The organism is Streptomyces sp. NPDC059917 (assembly GCF_042730635.1).
Taxonomy (GTDB): domain Bacteria; phylum Actinomycetota; class Actinomycetes; order Streptomycetales; family Streptomycetaceae; genus Streptomyces.
The window spans coordinates 1-21,501 of the sequence record NZ_JBHWLC010000025.1 but is presented as its reverse complement, the minus strand read 5'-3'; the positions used below and the strand labels follow the sequence as shown (position 1 = coordinate 21,501).

The 21,501-nt window shown below is 73.8% G+C and carries 16 protein-coding genes; 11 read left to right on the top strand and 5 right to left on the bottom strand.

All coding sequences use genetic code 11. The features are described 5' to 3' along the window. Positions 1 to 90: 90 nt before the first annotated feature. From ACFWAR_RS16825 to ACFWAR_RS16810, 4 genes are all read left to right on the top strand, one after another. Positions 91 to 1,761, top strand: a complete 1,671-nt coding sequence (locus ACFWAR_RS16825) for a protein kinase (protein WP_385777731.1) — start codon at positions 91 to 93, stop codon at positions 1,759 to 1,761. A gap of 147 nt (positions 1,762 to 1,908) precedes the next feature. After that, positions 1,909 to 3,537: a succinic semialdehyde dehydrogenase gene (locus tag ACFWAR_RS16820; RefSeq protein ID WP_385777728.1), complete on the top strand. Its 1,629-nt coding sequence runs from the start codon at positions 1,909 to 1,911 to the stop codon at positions 3,535 to 3,537. Between the two features lie 49 nt (positions 3,538 to 3,586). Continuing rightward, positions 3,587 to 5,407, top strand: a complete 1,821-nt coding sequence (locus ACFWAR_RS16815) for a GMC oxidoreductase (protein ID WP_385777869.1) — start codon at positions 3,587 to 3,589, stop codon at positions 5,405 to 5,407. A 186-nt stretch (positions 5,408 to 5,593) separates the two neighbouring features. Beyond that, a complete protein-coding gene (locus ACFWAR_RS16810) occupies positions 5,594 to 7,282 on the top strand; it encodes a peptidase (RefSeq protein ID WP_385777725.1) in 1,689 nt (562 codons plus the stop codon). 267 nt (positions 7,283 to 7,549) lie between these two features. On the opposite strand, the gene ACFWAR_RS16805 is transcribed toward ACFWAR_RS16810, so the two are convergent. Beyond that, a complete protein-coding gene (locus ACFWAR_RS16805) occupies positions 7,550 to 7,810 on the bottom strand; it encodes a chorismate mutase (protein ID WP_385777722.1) in 261 nt (86 codons plus the stop codon). Between the two features lie 409 nt (positions 7,811 to 8,219). On the opposite strand from ACFWAR_RS16805, the gene guaA reads away from it, so the two are divergent. The 4 genes from guaA (at position 8,220) to ACFWAR_RS16785 (ending at position 12,759) form a co-directional block, all read left to right on the top strand. Further along, the gene (gene guaA, locus ACFWAR_RS16800) at positions 8,220 to 9,812 is read left to right on the top strand and encodes a glutamine-hydrolyzing GMP synthase (RefSeq protein WP_354383057.1); all 1,593 of its coding nucleotides are present in this window, start codon (positions 8,220 to 8,222) and stop codon (positions 9,810 to 9,812) included. A gap of 131 nt (positions 9,813 to 9,943) precedes the next feature. Further along, the gene (locus tag ACFWAR_RS16795) at positions 9,944 to 10,735 is read left to right on the top strand and encodes a class II aldolase/adducin family protein (protein ID WP_385777719.1); all 792 of its coding nucleotides are present in this window, start codon (positions 9,944 to 9,946) and stop codon (positions 10,733 to 10,735) included. A gap of 166 nt (positions 10,736 to 10,901) precedes the next feature. Further along, on the top strand, positions 10,902 to 12,152 hold the full coding sequence (locus tag ACFWAR_RS16790) for a hypothetical protein (protein WP_385777716.1): 1,251 nt from the start codon (positions 10,902 to 10,904) through the stop codon (positions 12,150 to 12,152). 103 nt (positions 12,153 to 12,255) lie between these two features. Further along, positions 12,256 to 12,759: a DoxX family protein gene (locus tag ACFWAR_RS16785; protein ID WP_385777713.1), complete on the top strand. Its 504-nt coding sequence runs from the start codon at positions 12,256 to 12,258 to the stop codon at positions 12,757 to 12,759. On the opposite strand, the gene ACFWAR_RS16780 is transcribed toward ACFWAR_RS16785, so the two are convergent. Then, entirely contained in the window at positions 12,705 to 12,929 is a 225-nt protein-coding gene (locus ACFWAR_RS16780; protein WP_385777710.1) for a hypothetical protein, read from the bottom strand. The genes ACFWAR_RS16785 and ACFWAR_RS16780 overlap by 55 nt on opposite strands. Next, a complete protein-coding gene (locus ACFWAR_RS16775) occupies positions 12,916 to 14,256 on the bottom strand; it encodes a PspC domain-containing protein (protein WP_385777708.1) in 1,341 nt (446 codons plus the stop codon). Before ACFWAR_RS16775 ends, ACFWAR_RS16780 begins: the two co-directional genes overlap by 14 nt. A gap of 131 nt (positions 14,257 to 14,387) precedes the next feature. Here ACFWAR_RS16775 and ACFWAR_RS16770 point away from each other — a divergent pair, with 131 nt between their 5' ends. Together ACFWAR_RS16770 and ACFWAR_RS16765 are read left to right on the top strand one after the other, a co-directional pair. Continuing rightward, positions 14,388 to 15,695: a PspC domain-containing protein gene (locus ACFWAR_RS16770; protein ID WP_385777705.1), complete on the top strand. Its 1,308-nt coding sequence runs from the start codon at positions 14,388 to 14,390 to the stop codon at positions 15,693 to 15,695. Beyond that, positions 15,692 to 16,387 carry a LuxR C-terminal-related transcriptional regulator gene (locus ACFWAR_RS16765; RefSeq protein ID WP_385777702.1) on the top strand — a complete coding sequence of 232 codons (696 nt, stop codon included), beginning with the start codon at positions 15,692 to 15,694 and terminating at the stop codon, positions 16,385 to 16,387. Before ACFWAR_RS16770 ends, ACFWAR_RS16765 begins: the two co-directional genes overlap by 4 nt. A gap of 18 nt (positions 16,388 to 16,405) precedes the next feature. Here ACFWAR_RS16765 and ACFWAR_RS16760 read toward each other — a convergent pair whose 3' ends face one another. Then, entirely contained in the window at positions 16,406 to 17,455 is a 1,050-nt protein-coding gene (locus tag ACFWAR_RS16760; protein WP_385777699.1) for an NlpC/P60 family protein, read from the bottom strand. A gap of 179 nt (positions 17,456 to 17,634) precedes the next feature. Beyond that, positions 17,635 to 18,720: an NlpC/P60 family protein gene (locus ACFWAR_RS16755; protein ID WP_385777697.1), complete on the bottom strand. Its 1,086-nt coding sequence runs from the start codon at positions 18,718 to 18,720 to the stop codon at positions 17,635 to 17,637. A gap of 137 nt (positions 18,721 to 18,857) precedes the next feature. Here ACFWAR_RS16755 and ACFWAR_RS16750 point away from each other — a divergent pair, with 137 nt between their 5' ends. Beyond that, positions 18,858 to 21,446: an ATP-dependent DNA helicase gene (locus ACFWAR_RS16750; protein WP_385777694.1), complete on the top strand. Its 2,589-nt coding sequence runs from the start codon at positions 18,858 to 18,860 to the stop codon at positions 21,444 to 21,446. The last annotated feature ends 55 nt before the right edge of the window (positions 21,447 to 21,501 follow it).

Sequence of the window (21,501 nt, the reverse complement as noted above, 5' to 3'; positions counted from 1 at the left end):
CGTCACAGTGCTGTCTCACGGGCCCCGCGCGGTTCCGGCAGCGCCCGCGCGCTCCGTAATCTGGCCGTAGGCAGAGAGCGGCGGGGTTGAGTGGAACACAGGACAGGCGCGGGCGCGGTACTCGCGGGCCGGTACCGGCTCGGCGAGCCGATCGGCAGCGGCGGCATGGGCAAGGTGTGGCGCGCGCACGATGAACTCCTCAGCAGGACGGTCGCCGTCAAGGAACTGACGGCGGGTCTGTACGTCGCCGAGGCCGACCGTGCGGTGCTGCACGCCCGGACGAAGAAGGAGGCCCGGGCCGCGGCCCGGATCGCCCACCCGGCGGTCGTCACCGTCCACGACGTGTTCGAGCACGACGACCGGCCGTGGATCGTCATGGAGTACATCGACGGGCCCTCCCTCGCCGAGGCGGCCAAGGCGGCCGGGCGGATCGAGCCCCGCGAGGCGGCCCGGATCGGGCTGCACGTGCTGGGCGCGCTGCGCGCCGCGCACGCGGTCGGCGTGCTGCACCGGGACGTCAAGCCCGGCAACGTCCTGCTGGCCAAGGACGGCCGGGTGCTGCTCACGGACTTCGGGATCGCGGCGATCGAGGGGGACACCTCGATCACCCGGACCGGTGAACTCGTCGGCTCCATCGACTACCTGGCTCCCGAGCGGGTCACCGGCGGGGCGCCGGACCCGGCCTCCGACCTGTGGTCGCTGGGCGCCACCCTCTACACGGCGGTGGAGGCGCGCTCGCCCTTCCGCCGCACCTCGCCCATCTCCAGCCTGCAGGCCGTGGTCAACGACGAACCGCCCGCCCTGCGCCAGGCGGGCGCGCTGGGCGCGGTCATCACGGCGCTGCTGCGCAAGGACCCGGCGCAGCGCCCGTCGGCCGCCGAGGCCGAACGGATGCTGCTCCAGGCGATGGAGGGGCGCGAGCCGAAGTCGGCGCACGCGTACGTGCCCACGCGCGGCCTGACCCCGGAGGAGCTGGCCACCCCCGCGCCCGGCCCCACCCCGGCCGCCGAGCCGGAGCCCGCGGCGCACGCCGCCGGACCGGCGCGGTTCCGTACGGAGGCGCCGACCGCGCCCTCCGCGCACCCCGAACCCCGCACGACCCCGGATCCGGGTCCGCGCACGGCGCCGCGCCCCACCGGCGGCCGGATCCGGCGCGCCGCGGTGGTGGCCGTGGTGGCGGCCCTGCTGGGCGGGGCCGGGGCCTTCGGGATCCTCAAGTACACGGAGTCGCAGGACGGCGCGGACGGCAAGGGCGGCGGCTCGGGCCAGGGCGGCCGGTCCCAGGCCCAGTCGCAGGTGCCCGTCCCGGACGGCTGGCAGCGGGTGAAGGACCCGACGGGCTTCACCCTGCTGGTGCCCGACGGCTGGACGCGCCAGATGAACGGCGACCAGATCGACTACACCCCGGACAACGGCAAGCACTTCATCCGGATCGCCGTCGACAGCTCCCCGGACTACGTCAACCCGTACGCGCACCTGCTCGACCTGGAGAAGCAGGTGCGCCAGCGGACGGACTACAAGCGCCAGCTGCTGAACCAGAACACCTTCCGCAACAGCACGCGCGCGGCCCTGTGGGACTTCACCTGGACCGAGAAGGGCACGCACGCCGGGCCGCGCCGGGCCATCGAGCAGATGTACATCGCCCCGAACGAGACCGAGTACGCCGTCTACATGTCGGGGCCGGTCGAGGGCTGGGCCACGCTGCGCCAGCAGTTCGACGTCGTGCTCACCGGCTGGGAGCCGCCGGGCGCGAAGGGCTGAGCGGGGCGGTCCGGCCCCCGGCGGGCCGGGCGCGGGCGCGGCGATCACGCCAATCGGGACGATCCTGCCAGCGATCACTGGCGGAAATGGCAAAATCCGGTTACCCACGGGTACCCAAAGCCCTCCCGGCGCAATACGCTCACCGCCATGACGGACTCGCAGGCCCCCGCCCCCCTCCGCGCCGCTCCGGCCCCCACCAATCCGGTGGCCCCCGCCCCGCCCGGCGCCCGGACCGCCACCGACGTCGTGACCCCGGACCTGGTGGCCCGGCTCACCCGGGGGGTGCTCGGCTCCGGCCGCACCGCCAACCACACGCCCTTCACCGGTGACCGGCTGGCGGAGCTGCCCGAGGCCACCCCCGAGGACGTCGCCGAGGCCTTCGCGCGGGCCCGCGCCGCGCAGGCCGCCTGGGCCGCCGTGCCGGTGCGCCGCCGCGCCGCCGTCCTGCTGCGCTTCCACGACCTGGTGCTCGACCGGCAGGCCGAGGTCCTCGACCTGATCCAGCTGGAGACCGGCAAGGCGCGCCTGCACGCGGCCGAGGAGGTGCAGGCCGTCGCCATCGCGGCCCGCCACTACGGTCGCCAGGCCCCCTCCTACCTGCGGCCCAAGAGCCACACCGGCGCCGTGCCGGTCCTGACCAAGGTCGTCGAGCTGCGCCAGCCGCGCGGGGTCGTGGGCCAGATCGCCCCCTGGAACTACCCGCTCGAACTCTCCGTCGGCGACGCGCTGCCCGCCTTCGTCGCCGGCAACGCCGTCGTGATGAAGCCGGACACCGAGACCGCGCTGACCGCCCTGTGGGCGCGCGACCTGCTCATCGAGGCGGGGCTGCCCGCGGCCGTCTTCCAGATCGTGCTCGGCGAGGGCCCGGTCGTCGGCCCCGAGGTGGTCCGCCACGCCGACTACGTCTCCTTCACCGGCTCCACCCGTACCGGCCGCGAGGTCGCCCGGGGGGCCGCCGCCCGCCTGGTCGGGGTCTCCCTCGAACTCGGCGGCAAGAACGCCATGCTGGTGCTGCACGACGCCGACGTGGAGAAGGCCGCCGCGGGCGCCGTCCGCGCCTGCTTCTCCTCCGCGGGCCAGCTGTGCATCTCCATCGAGCGGCTCTACGTCCACGAGTCGATCGCCGACGCCTTCGTCGAGCGGTTCGCCGCCCGCACCAAGGCCATGCGGCTCGGCCGTTCCCTCGCCTACGGCGCGGACATGGGCTCGCTGGTGGGCGAGCGCCAGCTGGAGACCGTACAGCGGCACGTCGACGAGGCCGTCGCCAAGGGCGCGACCCTGGTCGCGGGCGGCACCGCCCGCCCCGACATCGGTCCGCTCTTCTACGAGCCCACCATCCTCGACGGCGTCGAGGCGCCGATGGCGGTGTGCGCCGAGGAGACCTTCGGCCCGGTCGTCTCGATCTACCGCTTCGGCGACGAGGACACGGCCGTCGACCAGGCGAACGCCACCGCCTACGGGCTCAACGCCAGCGTGTGGACCAAGGACGCCCGCCGCGGCCTGGCGGTCGCCGCCCGCCTGCGCACCGGCACGGTCAACATCAACGAGGGCTACGCGCCCGCCTACGGCAGCGCGCAGGCCCCCATGGGCGGCATGAAGGACTCCGGCCTCGGCCGCCGGCACGGCTCCGAGGGCATCCTCAAGTACACCGAGGCCCAGACCGTCGCCCACCAGCGACTGCTCCCCATGGCGCCCTCGCTGGGCATGGACGACGCGGCGTACGCGGCGTTCATGACCCGCAGCCTCAAGGTCATGAAGGCTCTCCGACTGCGCTAGGAGCACGGCTGTGCCGCAGGACAACGACGTGTACGACGGGCAGGACGACCTGCCCGGAGCGCGGGACGAAGCGCAGGGCGACGCGCGGGACGACGCGTACGACTACGACGTGATCGTCATCGGTTCGGGTTTCGGCGGCGCGGTCTCCGCGCTGCGGCTCACGGAGAAGGGGTACCGGGTCGGCGTCCTGGAGGCCGGGCGCCGCTTCACCCGGGAGGGCCTGCCCAGGAACAGCTGGGACCTGCGCAACTACCTGTGGGCCCCGGCCCTCGGGCTGTACGGGATCCAGCGCATCCACCTGCTCGGCAACGTGATGGTGCTCGCCGGCGCCGGAGTGGGCGGCGGCTCGCTCAACTACGCCAACACGCTGTACGTGCCGCCCACCGCCTTCTTCGAGGACCGGCAATGGGCGGCCATCACCGACTGGCAGGACGAACTGGCGCCCTACTACGACCAGGCCAAGCGGATGCTGGGGGTCCGGCTCAATCCGACGATGACCCCCTCCGACGTGCACCTGTTGGCCGCGGCCGACCGGATGGGCGTCGCGGACTCCTTCCACATGGCGCCCGTCGGGGTCTTCTTCGGCGACGGATCCGACGCCGAGGGGCAGCGCGGGGTCCGGCCCGGCGAGGAGGTCGCCGACCCCTACTTCGGCGGCGCGGGCCCCTCCCGCAAGGCCTGCACGGAGTGCGGCGAGTGCATGACCGGCTGCCGCCACGGGGCCAAGAACACCCTCAACGAGAACTACCTGCACCTCGCCGAGCGCGCGGGCGCCGTCATCCACCCGATGACCACCGTCACCGCCGTCGCCGAACACCCGGACGGCGGCCACCGCGTCCGTACGGTCCCCACCGACGGCCGCCGCAGGAGCGGCCGGGCGAAGGTCCTGCGGGCCCGCTACGTCGTCGTCGCGGCGGGCACCTACGGCACCCAGACGCTGCTGCACACCATGAAGGACCGCGGCGAGCTGCCCCGGCTCTCCGACCGGCTCGGCGACCTGACCCGGACCAACTCCGAGGGCCTGGTCGGCGCGCAGACCGACGACCGCCGCTACCGCCGGCGCCACGGCAAGGACGCCCGCGCCGACTTCACCCACGGCGTGGCCATCACCTCCTCGGTGCACCCCAACGCCGACACCCACATCGAACCGGTGCGCTACGGCAAGGGCTCCAACGCGATGGGGTTCATGACCATCCTGCAAGTGCCCCACTCCCCGCACCGGGTGCGCGCCTGGTTCGCCCGCACCGCCAAGCACCCGCTGCAGCTCCTCCGCTCGCTCTCCAACCGCCGCTGGTCCGAGCGGACCATCATCGGCCTGGTCATGCAGTCGCTGGACAACTCGCTGACGACGTACCGCAAGCCCGGCGGCATCGGCAAGGGCCTGCTCACCGCCCGGCAGGGCCACGGCGCGCCCAACCCGGTCCAGATCGCGGAGGCCACGCGGGCCGCCACCCTGCTGGCCGAGGAGATCAACGGCTTCCCCGGCAGCAACATCGGCGAGCTGATGGGGACCCCGCTGACCGCGCACTTCCTCGGCGGCTGTCCCATCGGCGCCTCCCCCGAGGAGGGCGTGGTGGACCCGTACCACCGGCTCCACGGGCACCCCGGCATCTCGGTGGTGGACGGCTCGGCGGTCTCCGCGAACCTCGGCGTGAACCCGTCGCTGACGATCACCGCCCAGGCCGAGCGGGCCATGTCGTACTGGCCCAACAAGGGCGAGCGCGACCCCCGCCCCGACCAGGGCGCGGCCTACGAGCGCCTGACGGCGGTGGAACCGGTCCGTCCGGCGGTCCCCAAGGAGGCTTTCGCGGCGCTCCGCTTGCCGTTCCTCGCGGTCCCGCCGGTCCCGCCGAAGAAGCGGAACGACTGAGTCTGTGGGCATGGCGGCGGGCGGTACCGCAGGCAGGACCCGGGGCATGACAACGGGGTCTGCCCTCCCCCTCCGAGGGCAGACCCCGTACACAAGTGACACCCGACGCCTCCGGATGGTTGCGAGTGATGCCTGTCACAGGGGGAACCAGGCAACTGCCACAGACGTTCGGCAGTCTCGATGGTCATGAGAAAGCGCATCTCCCTACTGGCCGTGGCCGGTTCGGTGGCCCTGGGGCTGACCACCCCGGCCGCCGCCGCGGACCCTGTCTTTCCGCTCGTCGGTCCGTCCGCCGTCGGCCTCCGGCTCCACCCGGGGACCCCGGCGGGCGTGGCGAAGGAATCCCGCCTCGTCTTCACCCTGCCCGAACCGGCGGCGGGGGACGCGGCCCAGCTCCCCCGGGGCGAGGTCACCTTCACCGTCGACCTCGGCAAGCTCGCCGGGATCGCCGACGTCCGGGAGAACCCGGCCGTCACCCACCCCGAGTGCGTGCGCGCCGCCACCACCCTCGTGTGCAAGGACCCCGGTACCGCGGGCGCGCGCCCCGGTATCGACCTGCTGATCGGCGCGGCCAAGGGCAGCGCGGACGGCGCCGCCGCCGACCTCGCCGTGAGCGCGACCCTCCAGGGCGCCACCATCCGGCCCGTCACCACCAAGGTGAGCGTCGGCGGCCCCGACCTGGTGATGGAGAAGCTCCCGCTCAAGGCCGACCTGGTGCCCGGGCAGAAGCAGCCCGTGGCGCTCGCCTTCGCCAACACCGGCAACCGCGCCGCCCACGGCGTGGTCCTCGAACTCGCCGCCACCCGCGGCATGGAGTTCGTGGAGAGCTACGACAACTGCGTCACCCGCGCCGGCGGCCGCACGGCCGTCACCGTCTGCTCCTTCGAGGGCGACTTCGCCCCCGGCGAGGCCTGGGAACTGGCCGACCCGCTGACCATCAGGGCCACCGAGCGGGCGTACGAGGACCAGCTCGGCTACGGCATCTACGAGACGGGCAGCCGCCCCGACGCGGCCTCCGCCCTCTCGGTCCCGCCCGGCAAGGGCACGGGCCGGACCCTGGCCGTCAAGAAGCACGGGGCCGTGACGAGCGGCAAGACCGCCACCGACCTCGAACCGGGCGACAACCGGCGCGAGTTCGCCTTCCGGACCGCCAACACCGCGGACTTCGTCGCCACCGGCGCCACCGTCCCGGCCAAGGCGGGCCAGACCGTCACGGCCGAGCTGGGCTTCCGCAACCAGGGCCCGGCCTGGATCAACCGCGCGCGCGTCGGCGAGGCGCCGGTCGCCGTGGCCCGCACCGACGTCCGCGTCCCGGCCGGTACCTCCGTCACCAAGAAGCCGGAGGCCTGCCGCGCGGTGAACGCCGACGGCGGCGAGCGCACGGCGCAGCAGCAGCTCGGCGCGCCCCGCTACTTCTGCGAGAGCGCGGCGACCGTGCTGGAGAACGGCAAGGAGGGCTACGCCTTCGAGCTGCGCGTGGACAAGGTCGTCGAGGGGGCCGCGGGCAAGGGTTCCGTCTCCGTCGGCGAGGCGGGCCCGCAGGGGGTCACCCCGCACCGCTTCGACCCGAGGACGGGCAACAACACCGCCGAGATCGTCCTGGACGCCAAGGGCGGGGCCAGCCCGGCCCCGTCGGGTTCGCCGAGCGGCAGCCCGAGCCCGTCCGGCTCGCCCAGCCCGTCGACCTCGGTCTCGGCCGGCCCCTCGCACAACGCCTCGACCGGTGGCGCCGCGGGCGCCCAGGGCGGGAGCGGTCCGCTGGCCTCCACCGGTAGCTCCGCCGCGCCGCTCGCGCTGGGCGCGGCCATGCTGATGGCGGCCGGTGGCGCGCTGTACGTGGGATTCCGGCGTCGCGCCGGCCGCGGTCGCGCGTAGCCGCGCGGTCGGGGGAACGAAGAACGGCCGGCCCGGGGCGTCCCCTGGGCCGGCCGTCCTTTTCTGTGACCGGGCTGCTGTCCCCTGCCGTCCGGTCATACGAAGGAGCGAGGTCCCACGACGCGCGCTCCACGGGGCGGGCGTCTCCATCGCTCCAGCGGAGCCACGCGTGGTTCTTGCGGGCCCGCGCCTGGCTGGCACGGACAATCCACTCAACGCGGCGGGGCGGGGGCCGGTCACGGCCCGGACGAGTGACGAACAGGCGCGTCACACCCGGCCGCGGGACAACTCCAGCAGGGTCAGGGCCAGCGCGGTGCCCGACTTGCCGAGAGCGCTGCTCCAGTGCGAGAGCACCTCGTTCTCCCGTGACAGGTGCACCCGGCGCCCGCCCGAGGCGATCCGCGCGTCCTGGATGACGGCCGAGACGGCCATCCGCTCCTGGATCAGCCCGATGATCCGGTCGTCGAGGGCGTCGATCCGCTCGCGGGAGTCGGCGATCAGCTGCGCGGGGGTGGTGGTGACGGACATGGTTTCCTCCGGTGGGGTGGGGGCCCGCAGGTCCGGAGAACGCCAGAGCGCCCCGGTCCTGTCGGACCGGGGCGCTCTGGGAAGTCAGCGGCTCAAGCGAGCATCACGATGACCCATGGCGACCGGACCGGCCGGTGCCATAGGTAAACAGGAAGCTCAGCTGCTTGCGCATGGGAGGGATTATTACCCTCTGTCCGGCTCCGTGCCAAGCGCATTCGGATACTGAGACGCCCCGCCGCGCGCACGACCCGTGCGGGGCGCGCGGCTCGACCGGCTGTCGGGGGCGATCGGGGGTGCGCGGCGGGCGCTCGGGCGGTGACGTGTGCCTCGGATGGTGCGACAAATCAGGGGCCCGCGCCACCGGTAGAATCGACAAAACAGCCACCCTCTCCCGCCGGAAGGCCGCCCCGTGCCAGAAGCACCCTCCGCCGCCCACGACAGCGCCCCGGACACGGTTCTCGTCGTCGACTTCGGCGCCCAGTACGCCCAGCTCATCGCCCGCCGCGTCCGTGAGGCCCGGGTCTACAGCGAGATCGTGCCCAGCACGATGCCCGTGGGGGAGATGCTGGCCAAGAACCCCAAGGCGATCATCCTCTCCGGCGGCCCGTCCTCCGTGTACGAGGAGGGCGCACCGCGCCTGGACGACGCCCGCGCCCTGTTCGAGGCCGGGATCCCGGTCTTCGGCATGTGCTACGGCTTCCAGCTGATGGCGACCACCCTCGGCGGCACCGTCGACAACAGCGGCGCCCGCGAGTACGGCCGCACCGCGCTGGCCGTCTCCAAGTCCGGCTCCACGCTCTTCGAGGGCACCCCGGTCGAGCAGTCGGTGTGGATGTCGCACGGCGACGCCTGCTCCGCGGCTCCCGAGGGCTTCACCGTCACCGCCTCCACCGAGGTCGTCCCGGTCGCCGCCTTCGAGAACGACGCGCAGCGGCTGTACGGGGTCCAGTACCACCCCGAGGTCATGCACTCCACGCACGGCCAGCAGATCCTGGAGCACTTCCTCTACCGCGGCGCGGGCCTGGCCCCCACCTGGACCACCGGCAACATCGTCGAGGAGCAGATCGCGCTCATCCGCGCGCAGGTCGGCGACAAGCGCGCCATCTGCGGCCTCTCCGGCGGCGTGGACTCCGCGGTCGCCGCGGCCCTCGTCCAGAAGGCCATCGGCTCGCAGCTCACCTGCGTGTACGTCGACCACGGTCTGATGCGCAAGGGCGAGACCGAGCAGGTCGAGAAGGACTTCGTCGCCGCCACCGGCGTGCAGCTGAAGGTCGTCGACGCGCAGGAGCGCTTCCTGACCGCGCTCGCCGGCGTCTCGGACCCGGAGACCAAGCGGAAGATCATCGGCCGCGAGTTCATCCGCGTCTTCGAGCAGGCCCAGCTGGAGATCCTCCAGGAGGACGGCCCCGCGGTCGCCTTCCTCGTGCAGGGCACCCTGTACCCGGACGTCGTCGAGTCCGGCGGCGGCACCGGCACCGCCAACATCAAGTCCCACCACAACGTGGGCGGGCTCCCCGACGACATCGAGTTCGAGCTCGTCGAGCCGCTGCGCCAGCTGTTCAAGGACGAGGTCCGGATGGTCGGCCAGGAGCTCGGCCTGCCGGACGAGATCGTCCAGCGCCAGCCCTTCCCGGGCCCGGGCCTGGGCATCCGCATCGTCGGCGAGGTCACCAAGGAGCGCCTGGACCTGCTCCGCGAGGCCGACGCCATCGCCCGCCACGAGCTGACCGCCGCCGGTCTGGACCGGGAGATCTGGCAGTGCCCGGTCGTCCTGCTCGCGGACGTCCGCAGCGTCGGCGTCCAGGGCGACGGCCGCACCTACGGCCACCCGATCGTGCTGCGCCCCGTCTCCTCCGAGGACGCGATGACCGCGGACTGGACGCGCATGCCCTACGAGGTGCTGGCCAAGATCTCGACCCGCATCACCAACGAGGTGCCGGACGTGAACCGCGTGGTCCTGGACTGCACGAGCAAGCCCCCGGGCACCATCGAGTGGGAGTAGGACTCCCCGTTCGAGCGACCGGAGCCGCCGTCCCCCCGGGGACGGCGGCTCCGCCGTTTCTCTGGCCACTTCGACCGGCCCCCGGTACCTTGCGCCGCGACCTCGAAGGACGCGACCGTGAAGGAGGGGCCATGGCCGAGGGCCACGTACGGACGCCCGCACCCGCACCCGTGCCCGTGGAGCGGCTGGGCTTCGAGCTGCCGCCGGTCTTCGCCACCGCCGAGGAGAGCCGCGCGCACCGCAAGCGGCGGCTGGCGGGCGCGCTGCGGCTGCTCGGGCGGCTCGGGTACGAGGACGGGGTCGGCGGGCACGTCACCGCCCGCGACCCGGAGCACGACGACTGCTACTGGGTGAACCCCTTCGGCCGGGCCTTCGCGGGCATCGGCCCCGAGGACCTGCTGCTGGTCGACGGGGAGGGCCGGGTGGTCCGAGGGGAGCGCCGGGTCAACCAACTGGCCTTCGCCGTCCACGCCGCCGTGCACCGGGCCCGGCCCGAGGTGGTGTCCGTGGTCCGCGCGCAGGCCCCGTACGGCAGGGCGCTCGCGGCGCTGGGCGAGCTGCTGGCCCCGATCACCGACGAGGCCTGCGCCTTCTACGAGGACCACGCGCTCCTGGACGAGTACGCGGGCGCCGGGGCGGACCCCGGGCGGATCGGGCGCGCGCTGGGCCCGTACAAGGCGCTGGTGCTGCGCAACATCGGGGTCCTGACCGTCGGGGACTCGGTGGACGCGGCGCTGTGGTGGTTCGTCGCGGCCGAGCGGGCCGCGCAGGTGCAACTGATCGCACGGGCGGCCGGGAAGCCGGTGCTCATCGACCACCACGGCGCGACCCTGACCCGGCAGCGGTTCGGCACCGACCTGGCGGCGTGGGTGAACTGCCAGCCGCTGTGGGAGCAGGTGGAGCGGGCGGAACGGGAGGCGTGACCCCCCGCTCCGCCGAGGGTGGCGTCAACATCATGAACGGTTAATCACCTGCTCTGACATCGTGCGCAATCCGGAACACTGCCGCAGTGGTGCACAATTCGCTGGCATTCCCCGGTAGTTGCGCGAAAGTAGTCAGAGAGGCGGCACGCACGTGGCTGTCCAAGAGATGCACAGAAGTACCCACGGCGGCGGCTGCACGTGTGACGACTGCCCGCACGGCGCCCGGGAAGGCCACCGCCGCGCGGTCGAAGCCTTCCTGGAGCAGCGTGACGGGCTCGCCGCCGGGCAGGGCCTGCCCGCCGCCGTCGCCCGCTCGGCCGGGGCCTCCCGCCAGTGGGTGTCCGACGAACTGACGCTGTCCGCCCGGACGGTGGCCGCCCGCGGCCGGGAGGCCGGGCACTCCTGGCTCTACCTGCTCTCGCGCCGCGCGGTCCTCGGCGTGTGGATCGCCGCCGGGGTGCTGCTGCTCGTCCAGGTCGGCACCGCCGTCGGCAACGGGTGGAGCGCGGCGCGCACCGCCGGACTGCTGGCCGCGCTGGTGCTCGCGGGGCTGTTGACCGTGGCCGCCCGCGCCCAGACCGTGCGGGGCGGGCTGCTGGCCCCGATGGTCGGCGAGGACAACCGGCTGTCCACCTCCAAGACGGTGGCGTGCGCCTGGATCGTGCTCACCGCCTTCGCGGCGCTGCTGCCCGCGCTGCGGCTGGCCGCCTCGACGCCCGGGGCGGAGCGGGTCGCGCTCTACTCCGGGCTCGGGCTGTGGCGCGCGCTGCCGCTGCTGGCGGTCGTGGCGCTGACCGCGGGGGTGGCCGTACTGGTCCGCCGCGTGGTCGCCGTACGGATCATGGGCCAGCGGCTGCAGAAGCTGCCCGCGGACCGGCCGCGCGGGGCGGACCTGCTCACCGACGACGCGGGGCGCGGGAGCTTCCCCGACGCCCAGTACGCGCTGGTGTCCACGGTGGTGCTGGCCTTCGCGGCGGTGACGCTGGCCCGCTTCCCCGACCGGCTGCCGCGACTGCCGTGGGCGCTGGCCCTGCTGGTCGCGCTGTCGGCGGCGGTGTACCTGGCGGCCAAGTACGCGGAGGGCAGCCGCCCCCTGGTGCTGTCGGTGGTGCGGACCCGGGAGCCGGGGGACATCGACGCCTCCGTGCGGCCGGGGGACGACATCGAGATCCGGGGCGTGGGCTTCGTACCGCCCGGGGCGCAGACGCCCGAGATGCTGGCGCGGCTGGTGGTGCGGATCGGGACGGTGCACGTCCACGTGCCGCTGGTGCCCGTCGCGGGCGGTTTCACCACCCCGTCCGACACGGTGCTGACCGTGCCGGTCCCGGCGGAGGTGGAACCGGGGCGGGTCGACGTCCAGGTGGTGACGGCGGCCGGGGTGGAATCCAACCGGTGCAGCATCGACGTCGCGGAATGAGCGCGGTGGGCGGAGCGGGGCGCGCGGGGAGGCACTGGGTGGATCGGGCGAAGGTGTCCTCCCGCCCGGGTACGCCCGGCGCGCACGCGGTACACAATGAGGCGTGAGCCGAACTGATGAGGTCGCCGACCGCCTGTCCCAGCTGCGCGCAGCCGGAGTGCGCCACGCGCTGCTGCCCCTGCGGATCTTCCTCGGCGTCACCTTCGTCTACGCCGGTCTGGACAAGCTGACCGACTCCGCGTTCCTCTCGGCCTCGGGCGACGGCTCCATCGGCGACCTGATGCGCGGGGTGCGCGACACCTCCGCGATCCCCGCCCTGGTGGACCTGGCCCTCAAGGCGCCCGTCGGCTTCGCGGTGTTCCTGGCCATCGGGGAGCTGCTGGTCGGCCTGGCCGTGCTGGCCGGACTGCTGACCCGGCTCGCGGCGGCCGGGGGCGCCCTGATCTCGCTCAGCCTGTGGCTGACGGTCTCCTGGACGGCGACCCCGTACTACTACGGCAACGACCTCGTGTACCTGATGGCCTGGCTGCCGCTGGTCCTGGCCGGGGCGCCCTACCTCTCGCTGGACTCCCGGATCCGGTCCCTGCGGTCGCGCCGCACCGCGTAGGTCGTCACGCCCACCAGCGCCGCCAGGGTCAGCCCGCCGAAGGCCAGCGGGAGGATCAGGAACCACGGGACGTCCCGCTCGCCCGCGGCGTCGAGCAGGTACAGCACGCCCCCGGTCAGCAGGACCAGGCCCGCCAGCAGCCGTCCCGGCTGGAACTCATGACGCGGCACGGGCCACCTCCACCTGTCCGACACCCGTCTCCAGGTGCAGCTCGATCGTCCCGCCGGCCTCGGTGCCGGGAGCGGGCGCCACGGTCGCCGTCCGCGCCGCGGGATGCTGGATGCGCAGGTAGTCGCGCGTGTCCCCGGGCAGGCGCACCTCGCCCCAGGAGAGGCGGACGTCGGTCTTCGCGGTGACCTCGCGCGGCAGGATCACCTTCAGCCGCCCCGCGTCGAGCGAGGCGCCGACGCGCAGCGTGGTCCCCTTGGGCACGTCCAGCCGACTCAGGTCCAGCGTGGCCAACCCGGTGCCCGCCGCGTAGGCGGGCCGTACGTCCGCCACCGCCGCCGGACGCCATTCGACCCGGCGCCAGTCGGTGCCGATCTCCCGCGGCATCACGGTGGCCCCGGCCAGCAGCACCGCGGTGATCAGGCCCAGCAGCACCGTGCCGAAACCGGTCCGGCCCCGGACCGAACTCACCGCGAGGCCCAGGCCGAAGACGGCCAGCGCGCACGCGAAGCCGATCTCCAGGGCGTGCCCCAGCGGCCCGGTGCGCCATTCGCTCGCGGTCCCCGCGATCGCGGCCAGCAGCGCCAGGACGAAGACCCGGCCGCCGATGCCGCCGCGCGGGACGCGCGGGGCGGCATCGCGCGGCGCCGGGGCTCCGACCGCCCCGCGCGGCGGGACCGGGCCCTGCGCCGGGGCGCCCGCGTCGGCGGGCCCCCACAGGTAGCCGGTGGACCCGACCGGTCCGGTCGTACCGTCCTTGACCAGGGGGTCGCGCCACCAGGACGGGCCGCCGGGCGCGGGCGGGGCCTGCGTCTCCGGCGGCACCGGCCGGTGCGCCGGGCGCTGCGCGGCGCGCGCCGCCGCGGGGCCCTGCGGCTCGGGCGCGTCCGCTTCCGGTGCCTGGAGGTGGCGGCGGCGCTGGGACCAGTACGAGGCCCCGGCCAGCGCGAGCACGACCAGGACCGAGAAGACCGCCATCGCGCCGTTGTCCGCCATGGTCAGGAACAGCGCGCAGCCCACCAGCGCGGCGAACACCGCCGCCAGCGTCGCGCCCTCGACCCGTCCGGTCAGCAGCTTCTTCGCCTCGCTGTCCTCCTCGCCCTCCTGGGGCAGCAGCAGCCAGGCGAAGCCGTAGAAGATCAGGCCGACGCCGCCGGTGACGGCGAGGACGCCCAGCACCACCCGGAAGACCACCGGGTCGAGGTCGAAGTGCCGGCCGAGGCCCCCGCACACGCCCGCCAGGACCTTGTCGCGCCTGCTGCGGCGCAGCGGCGGACGGTCGGCGGGATCCGTCGCCGGGGGCGGAGGGGAGTCGTGCACGTCGGTCATGGGTCCATGGTGCCGGGCGGTCCGGCCGAGCGGCACCGGGCCCGACCCTGGCGCAACCCTGATATCCCCCCGACGGAACTGGGGGGCTGCCCTGATGTCCCGGACCCCTCGCGCGTGTGACCATCGGTGACATGCCCGCACCAGCCGCCCCCCGCACACCGCACGCCCACGCCTCCGCCGAGACCACCGACGCCCCGCCGCGCAAGCTCTACCGCAGCGCCGACGGACGGATGCTCGGCGGCGTCGCCCGCGGGCTCGCCGGGCACCTCGGGCTGCCCGTGCTCTGGGTCCGGCTCGCCTTCCTCGGCACCTTCCTGTTCGGTGACGGCCTCGGGGTGCTGCTCTACGCCGCCTTCTGGGTGTTCGTACCGCTCGGCGTCGGCGGCCGCACCGGGCACCGGTCCTTCTTCGAGACCCTGGCCGACGGCAGCCGGCGGCTGCGCAAGCCCGACCGGGGGCAGGTCACCGCACTGATCGCGCTCTTCGTCGGCGCGGGCATCTTCATCTCGAAGCTCCAGGCCGGCGACCAGAAGGCCGACCGCTACATCTGGCCGACCCTGCTGGTCGGCGCCGGTGTGGTGCTGGTGTGGCGGCAGGCCGACAACGCCCGCCGCGCCCACTGGAACTCCGCGGACGGCCGGCACGGCCGACTGCTGCAGATCGCCCGCGCGCTCGCCGGGGTCGTCCTGGTCGGCGTCGGCCTCACCGTCTTCATCGTCGTCCGGGGCTCCGCCGCCCAGCTGGGCAACGTCCTCACCGCGACCCTCGCCGTCCTGGTCGGCGTGGCCCTGCTGGCCGGCCCCTGGCTGATCCGGATGACCCAGGACCTCTCCGAGGAGCGCCTCATGCGCATCCGCGCCCAGGAGCGGGCCGAGGTCGCCGCCCACGTCCACGACTCGGTGCTGCACACCCTGACCCTGATCCAGCGCAATGCCGAGGACGTCGGCGAGGTCCGGCGCCTGGCCCGCGCCCAGGAGCGCGAGCTGCGCAACTGGCTGTACAAGCCCGAGGGCACCGGCAAGGACGAGGACGAGGAGCCCGACACCCTCGCCGAGGCCGTCAAGAAGACCGCCGCGGACGTCGAGGACCACCACGGCGTGCCCATCGAGGTCGTCGTGGTCGGCGACTGCCCGCTCGACGAGAAGCTGGTCGCGCAGGTCCAGGCCGCGCGCGAAGCGATGGTCAACGCCGCCAAGTACGGTGGCGAGGGCGGGCCCGTCCAGGTCTACGCCGAGGTCGAGGGACGGACGGTGTTCGTGTCCGTACGGGACCGGGGCCCCGGCTTCGACATGGACGCGGTACCCGACGACCGCATGGGCGTACGAGAATCGATCATCGGCCGGATGCAGCGCAACGGCGGGACCGCACGGCTGCGGTCCGCGCCCGACGGCGGCACGGAAGTCGAACTGGAGATGGAGAGGGCGGCGATGCCGGCATGACCGAGGACAACGCGAGCACCGGCGGCGAGACCAGGCGGGTCAAGGTGGTGCTCGTCGACGACCACCGGATGTTCCGCACCGGGGTGCAGGCGGAGATCGGCGAGACGCGGCGCACGGGCGTCGAGGTCGTCGGCGAGGCCGCCGACGTCGACCAGGCCGTCACCGTCATCACCGCCACCCGGCCCGAGGTGGTGCTCCTCGACGTGCACCTCCCCGGCGGCGGCGGGGTCGAGGTGCTGCGGCGCTGCGCCCCGCTGATGACGGCGGCCGAGAACCCGGTGCGCTTCCTGGCGCTGTCCGTCTCGGACGCGGCCGAGGACGTCATCGGGGTCATCCGGGGCGGCGCGCGCGGCTACGTCACCAAGACCATCACCGGCACCGACCTGGTCGACTCGGTCTTCCGGGTGCAGGACGGCGACGCCGTCTTCTCGCCCCGGCTGGCGGGCTTCGTCCTCGACGCCTTCGCCTCGACGGACGCGCCGCCGGTCGACGAGGACCTGGACCGGCTGACCCAGCGCGAGCGCGAGGTGCTGCGGCTGATCGCGCGCGGGTACGCCTACAAGGAGATCGCCAAGCAGCTCTTCATCTCGGTCAAGACGGTCGAGTCGCACGTCTCGGCGGTGCTGCGCAAGCTCCAGCTCTCCAACCGGCACGAGCTGACCCGCTGGGCCACGGCCCGCCGCCTGGTCTGACGCGGCCCGCCCGGGGCCTCACGCCGGGCGGGAGGCCCCGGCCCAGGGCATCGAGGAGATCGGTGCGATGCGGACCGGGGCGCCGGGGTGCGGGGCGTGGATCATCTGGCCGTTGCCGATGTACAGGCCGACGTGACTGATCCCGGAGTAGAAGAACACCAGGTCACCGGGGGCGAGCTGGTCGCGGGAGACCCGGTGGCCGGCATTGATCTGGGTGTAGGTGGTGCGCGGCAGGGAGACCCCGGCCGCCTTCCAGGCCGCCTGGGTCAGCCCCGAGCAGTCGAAGGAGCCGGGCCCGGTGGCCCCCCAGACGTACGGCTTGCCGAGCGCCCCGTAGGCGAAGGCCACCGCCTTGGCCGCGCGCGAACCGTCGCCGGGCGGCGCGGCCACCGAGGTCGCGGCGGAGCCCGCGCCGGTGGCGGGTCCCGCGCCCTGGGCCTCGTACCGCGCGCGCTCCTCGGCCGTGAGCCTGGCCAGCAGCTGCTTCGCGGCGTCGAGCTTGCCCTCGATGACGGACTTGCGGCCGGAGAGTTCGGCCTCGCGGGCGCGCAGCTCCGAGAGCCGGCCCGCCGCCTTCTCGCGCAGCCGCCCGACCTCGTCGAGCTGGCGGCGTACGGAGGCCACCTCCGAGGCGGTGCGGTCCCCGGCCCGCGTGATGAAGGCGGCCCGGTCGAGGTAGTCCTGCGGGTCGTCGGCGAGCGCGAGCTGGACGGCGGTGCCCAGGCTCCCGCTGCGGTACTGCGAGGCGGCGAGCGATCCGAGGGCGCTGCGCGCGCTGTTCAAGCGGTCGGTCTTGCGGGCCGTCTCGTCGCGCAGTTCGGTCAGCGACTTCTGCGCGGCCTCCGCCTTCTCCTTCGCCCCGTTGTACTGCTCCGTCGCCGCCTCGGCCTCCTCGTAGAGCCGGTCCACCTGGGCCTTGACCTGGTCCGGGGTGAGCTGGGGGTCGGCCTGCGAGGTGCCTTCGTAGGCGGTGGCGGTGGCAGCGCCCGCCAGGGCGAGGGTGGCGGCGGTGCGGAGGGTGCCGCCGGAGAGGAGCGGGCGCTGCCTGGGCTTTCGATGACTGGCCACGGGGGCCTCACGTCCTTCCCTGCTGATCCGTCGTGCGGGTCTTGGGGGAGGACGCTAAACCTGGAGGTAACGGGAAGATGTCGAGATGATCCGAACTGCCCGGAGCTGATCCACACTGGTTCTCTTTGTCGTCCGACGACCGTTCGTGGACGCCGTTTTGACGACGGGCCCGACACGCCCTAGCCGGGACGGACGCTCCCGTACATCGGCTGGTAGTGGATCGAGTCCTCGCGGACGTACGCTCCCGGGCGCGGGGCGTGGATCATCCGGCCGCCGCCGACGTACAGCCCGACGTGGCTGATGTCGTCGTAGAAGAAGACCAGGTCACCGGGGCGCAGGTCGGCCGTCGCGATCCGCGGGCCCGCCTTGACCTGGTCCCACGTGGTGCGCGGCAGGTCGATGCCCGCCGCACGCCAGGCGGCCTGGGTCAGCCCCGAGCAGTCGTAGGAGCCGGGTCCGGTGGCCCCCCACACGTACGGCTTGCCCAGCTGGGCCCGCGCGAAGGCGACCGCCCGCGCGCCGTGCGCCGAGGCCGGTGCGTCCGCGGGCGCCGGGCCGCCCGGGGCCTCGGCCCCCGCGCCCGCCTCCAGCTCCGCGAGCCGACTCCGCTCGGCCCGGGTCAGCCCCGTGAGCAGGGCGTTCGCCTCGGCCAGCCGGTCCTGGACCGCCTGCTTGCGCCGCCGCAGCTCCGCCTGCGAGGACTCCACTTCGCTCAGCGCCCCGGCCGCTTCCGCCCTTCGCTTCGAGGTGTTCAGCCGTTGCTGCCGCGCGTCCGCCAGGAGGTGCTCGCCGCGGTCCCCGAGCCGGGACATCAGGTGTTCCTGGGTGAAGAAGCCCTGCGGATCGGTGCCGAGCAGCAGCGTGGCGGCGCCGCCCAGGGGACCGGCGCCCCGGTACTGGGCCGCCGCCAGGCTGCCCAGCAGGCGCCGGGTCTCGTTCAGCCGCTGCGTGTCGCGGGCGACCTGGTCCATCAGCGCGACCAGCTTCGCCCGCTGTACGGCCACCCGCTCGGCGGCCGCGTCGTACTCCTGGGTGGCGGTCCCGGCCTGCCGCTGGAGCGCGTCCACCCGGGAGCGCACCTCCTCCACGGAGGGCCGCGGGGCCGGGACGGCCGGGGCGGCCAGGACCGGCTGCTGGGGGAGCAGCCCCAGCGCGGCGACGGCTGCGGTGGTGACGGCGCCCAGTCGGCCCGCGGTGGCCGCCGGGGTGCTCGGGTGCGCTCGGGTGCGCGGCTTGCGGTGGGGGGAGGGAGCGGGGTGGGACACGGGCCGGCACCTCCTTCCGGTTGGCGCTGGACGCTAGCGCCGCCGCGCGGGGCTGGGAAGGGTCCGGGAGCATATGCGGCACCGAATTTCCGGGGCCGGAACCGGCTGTCGGTCCCGGGCCCTAGACTCGGAAGGCGATGAGCAGCCTCTTTGACGACAGTTTCCTGGCGGACCTCACCCCCTCCCACGAGGAGCCTCCGCCGCCGCCCGAGGACCACGCCCCCGAGCCGGGCGCCGACGACCTCTTCGGGGGTCGCTTCGACGCGCCCCCGAGCGGGGACGCGTACTACCGGGGCGGGTCCCCCCGGACGGTCATCGACCCGGAGGCGCTGCTCGTCGGCCTCAATGACGAACAGCGCGCCGCCGTCGTGCACGCGGACTCCCCGCTGCTGATCGTGGCGGGCGCCGGTTCCGGCAAGACCCGGGTGCTGACCCACCGCATCGGCCACCTGCTGGGCGCCCGCGGGGTCCACCCCGGCCAGATCCTGGCGATCACCTTCACCAACAAGGCCGCCGGAGAGATGAAGGAGCGCGTCGGGGAGCTGGTCGGCCCGCGCGCGAACGCGATGTGGGTGATGACCTTCCACAGCGCGTGCGTGCGCATCCTGCGCCGCGAGTCCAAGCTCCTCGGCTTCACCTCGTCCTTCTCGATCTACGACGCGGCGGACTCGAAACGGCTGATGGCGCTCGTCTGCCGGGACCTCGACCTGGACCCCAAGCGCTTCCCGCCGAAGTCGTTCAGCGCGAAGGTCTCCAACCTGAAGAACGAGCTGATCGACGCCGACGCCTTCGCCGTACAGGCGGTGGACGGCTTCGAGAAGACCGTCGCCCAGGCGTACGCGATGTACCAGGCGCGGCTGCGCGAGGCCAACGCCCTCGACTTCGACGACATCATCATGACCACGGTGCACCTGCTCCAGGCGTTCCCGGACGTCGCCGAGCACTACCGGCGCCGCTTCCGCCACGTCCTGGTCGACGAGTACCAGGACACCAACCACGCGCAGTACACGCTCGTGCGCGAGCTGGTCGGCACCGGGTACCCGGACCTGGCGCCCGCCGAGCTGTGCGTCGTGGGTGACGCGGACCAGTCGATCTACGCCTTCCGCGGCGCGACCATCCGCAACATCCTCCAGTTCGAGGAGGACTACCCGAACGCGACGACGATCCTGCTGGAGCAGAACTACCGCTCCACCCAGACGATCCTGTCCGCCGCCAACGCGGTCATCGAGCGCAACGAGAACCGCCGCCCCAAGAACCTGTGGACGCAGGCCGGGTCGGGCGCCGGGATCACCGGCTACGTCGCGGACACCGAGCACGACGAGGCGCAGTTCGTCGCCGACGAGATCGACCGGCTGACGGACGCGGGCGACGCGAAGGCGGGCGACGTCGCCGTCTTCTACCGCACCAACGCCCAGTCCCGCGTGTTCGAGGAGATCTTCATCCGGGTCGGCCTGCCCTACAAGGTCGTCGGCGGAGTGCGGTTCTACGAGCGCAAGGAGGTCCGGGACGTCCTGGCCTACCTGCGGGTGCTCTCGAACCCCGAGGACGCGGTGCCGCTGCGCCGGATCCTGAACGTGCCCAAGCGCGGCATCGGCGACCGCGCCGAGGCGATGATCGACGCGCTGTCGCTGCGCGAGAAGATCACCTTCCCGCAGGCGTTGAAGCGCGTGGACGAGGCGTACGGCATGGCCGCGCGCTCGACCAACGCGGTGAAGCGGTTCAACGTGCTCATGGAGGAACTGCGCACGATCGTCGACTCGGGCGCGGGCCCGGCCGTGGTGCTGGAAGCGGTCCTGGAGCGCACGGGCTACCTCGCCGAGCTCCAGGCCTCGACCGACCCGCAGGACGAGACGCGGATCGAGAACCTCCAGGAACTCGCGGCCGTGGCGCTGGAGTTCGAGCAGGCGCGGGCGGCCGCCGCGGACGCGGCCCCGGCGGCGCCCGAGGCCGACGCAGAGGCCGGGCAGGCGGCGGTCGACGCGGGCGCGGACGCCGATCCGGACGCGGGCGCCCCGCCCGCGGCGCCGGGACCGGGCACGCTCGCGGAGTTCCTGGAGCAGGTCGCGCTGGTGGCCGACTCCGACCAGATCCCCGACGAGGACACCGAGGGCACGGGCGTCATCACCCTGATGACCCTGCACACCGCCAAGGGCCTGGAGTTCCCGGTGGTCTTCGTGACCGGCATGGAGGACGGGGTCTTCCCGCACATGCGGGCGCTCGGCCAGACCAAGGAGCTGGAGGAGGAGCGGCGCCTCGCCTACGTCGGGATCACCCGGGCGCGCGAGCGGCTGTACCTGACCCGCTCCTCGATGCGCAGCGCCTGGGGCACGCCCTCCTACAACCCGCCCTCGCGGTTCCTGGAGGAGATCCCGGACCAGTACCTCCAGTGGAAGCGGACGGGGGCGCAGAAGCCCGCGGGCCCGATGCGCGGTTCCACCGGCTCCCGCTCGGGCGGTGGCGGCGGGGCCTCCTTCGGCACCTCGCCCGAGTCGTTCCTGTCGTCCTCGCGGTCCAAGTCGGGCCCCTCGGGCTTCGCGACGCGCCGGACCTCGGACAAGCCGGTCATCACGCTGCTGGTGGGGGACCGGGTCACGCACGACCAGTTCGGGCTGGGCACGGTGATGGAGGTCAAGGGGACCGGCGCGGACGCGCAGGCCACCATCGACTTCGGGGACGAGAAGCCGAAGCGGCTGCTGCTGCGGTACGCGCCCGTCCAGAAGCTGTAGGCCGCCGGCCGTACGCACGAGAAGGGGGCGGGGCCCGGGGAGTTCACCCCGGGCC

Excerpts from the sequence above, each read along its gene's own strand:
- ACFWAR_RS16750 (WP_385777694.1), top strand. The coding sequence starts at position 18,858 with ATGAGCAGCCTCTTTGACGACAGTTTCCTGGCGGACCTCACCCCCTCC.
- ACFWAR_RS16765 (WP_385777702.1), top strand. The coding sequence starts at position 15,692 with ATGACCGAGGACAACGCGAGCACCGGCGGCGAGACCAGGCGGGTCAAG.
- ACFWAR_RS16820 (WP_385777728.1), top strand. The coding sequence starts at position 1,909 with ATGACGGACTCGCAGGCCCCCGCCCCCCTCCGCGCCGCTCCGGCCCCC.
- ACFWAR_RS16810 (WP_385777725.1), top strand. The coding sequence starts at position 5,594 with ATGAGAAAGCGCATCTCCCTACTGGCCGTGGCCGGTTCGGTGGCCCTG.
- ACFWAR_RS16770 (WP_385777705.1), top strand. The coding sequence starts at position 14,388 with ATGCCCGCACCAGCCGCCCCCCGCACACCGCACGCCCACGCCTCCGCC.
- ACFWAR_RS16805 (WP_385777722.1), bottom strand. The coding sequence starts at position 7,810 with ATGTCCGTCACCACCACCCCCGCGCAGCTGATCGCCGACTCCCGCGAG.
- ACFWAR_RS16795 (WP_385777719.1), top strand. The coding sequence starts at position 9,944 with ATGGCCGAGGGCCACGTACGGACGCCCGCACCCGCACCCGTGCCCGTG.
- ACFWAR_RS16790 (WP_385777716.1), top strand. The coding sequence starts at position 10,902 with ATGCACAGAAGTACCCACGGCGGCGGCTGCACGTGTGACGACTGCCCG.
- ACFWAR_RS16775 (WP_385777708.1), bottom strand. The coding sequence starts at position 14,256 with ATGACCGACGTGCACGACTCCCCTCCGCCCCCGGCGACGGATCCCGCC.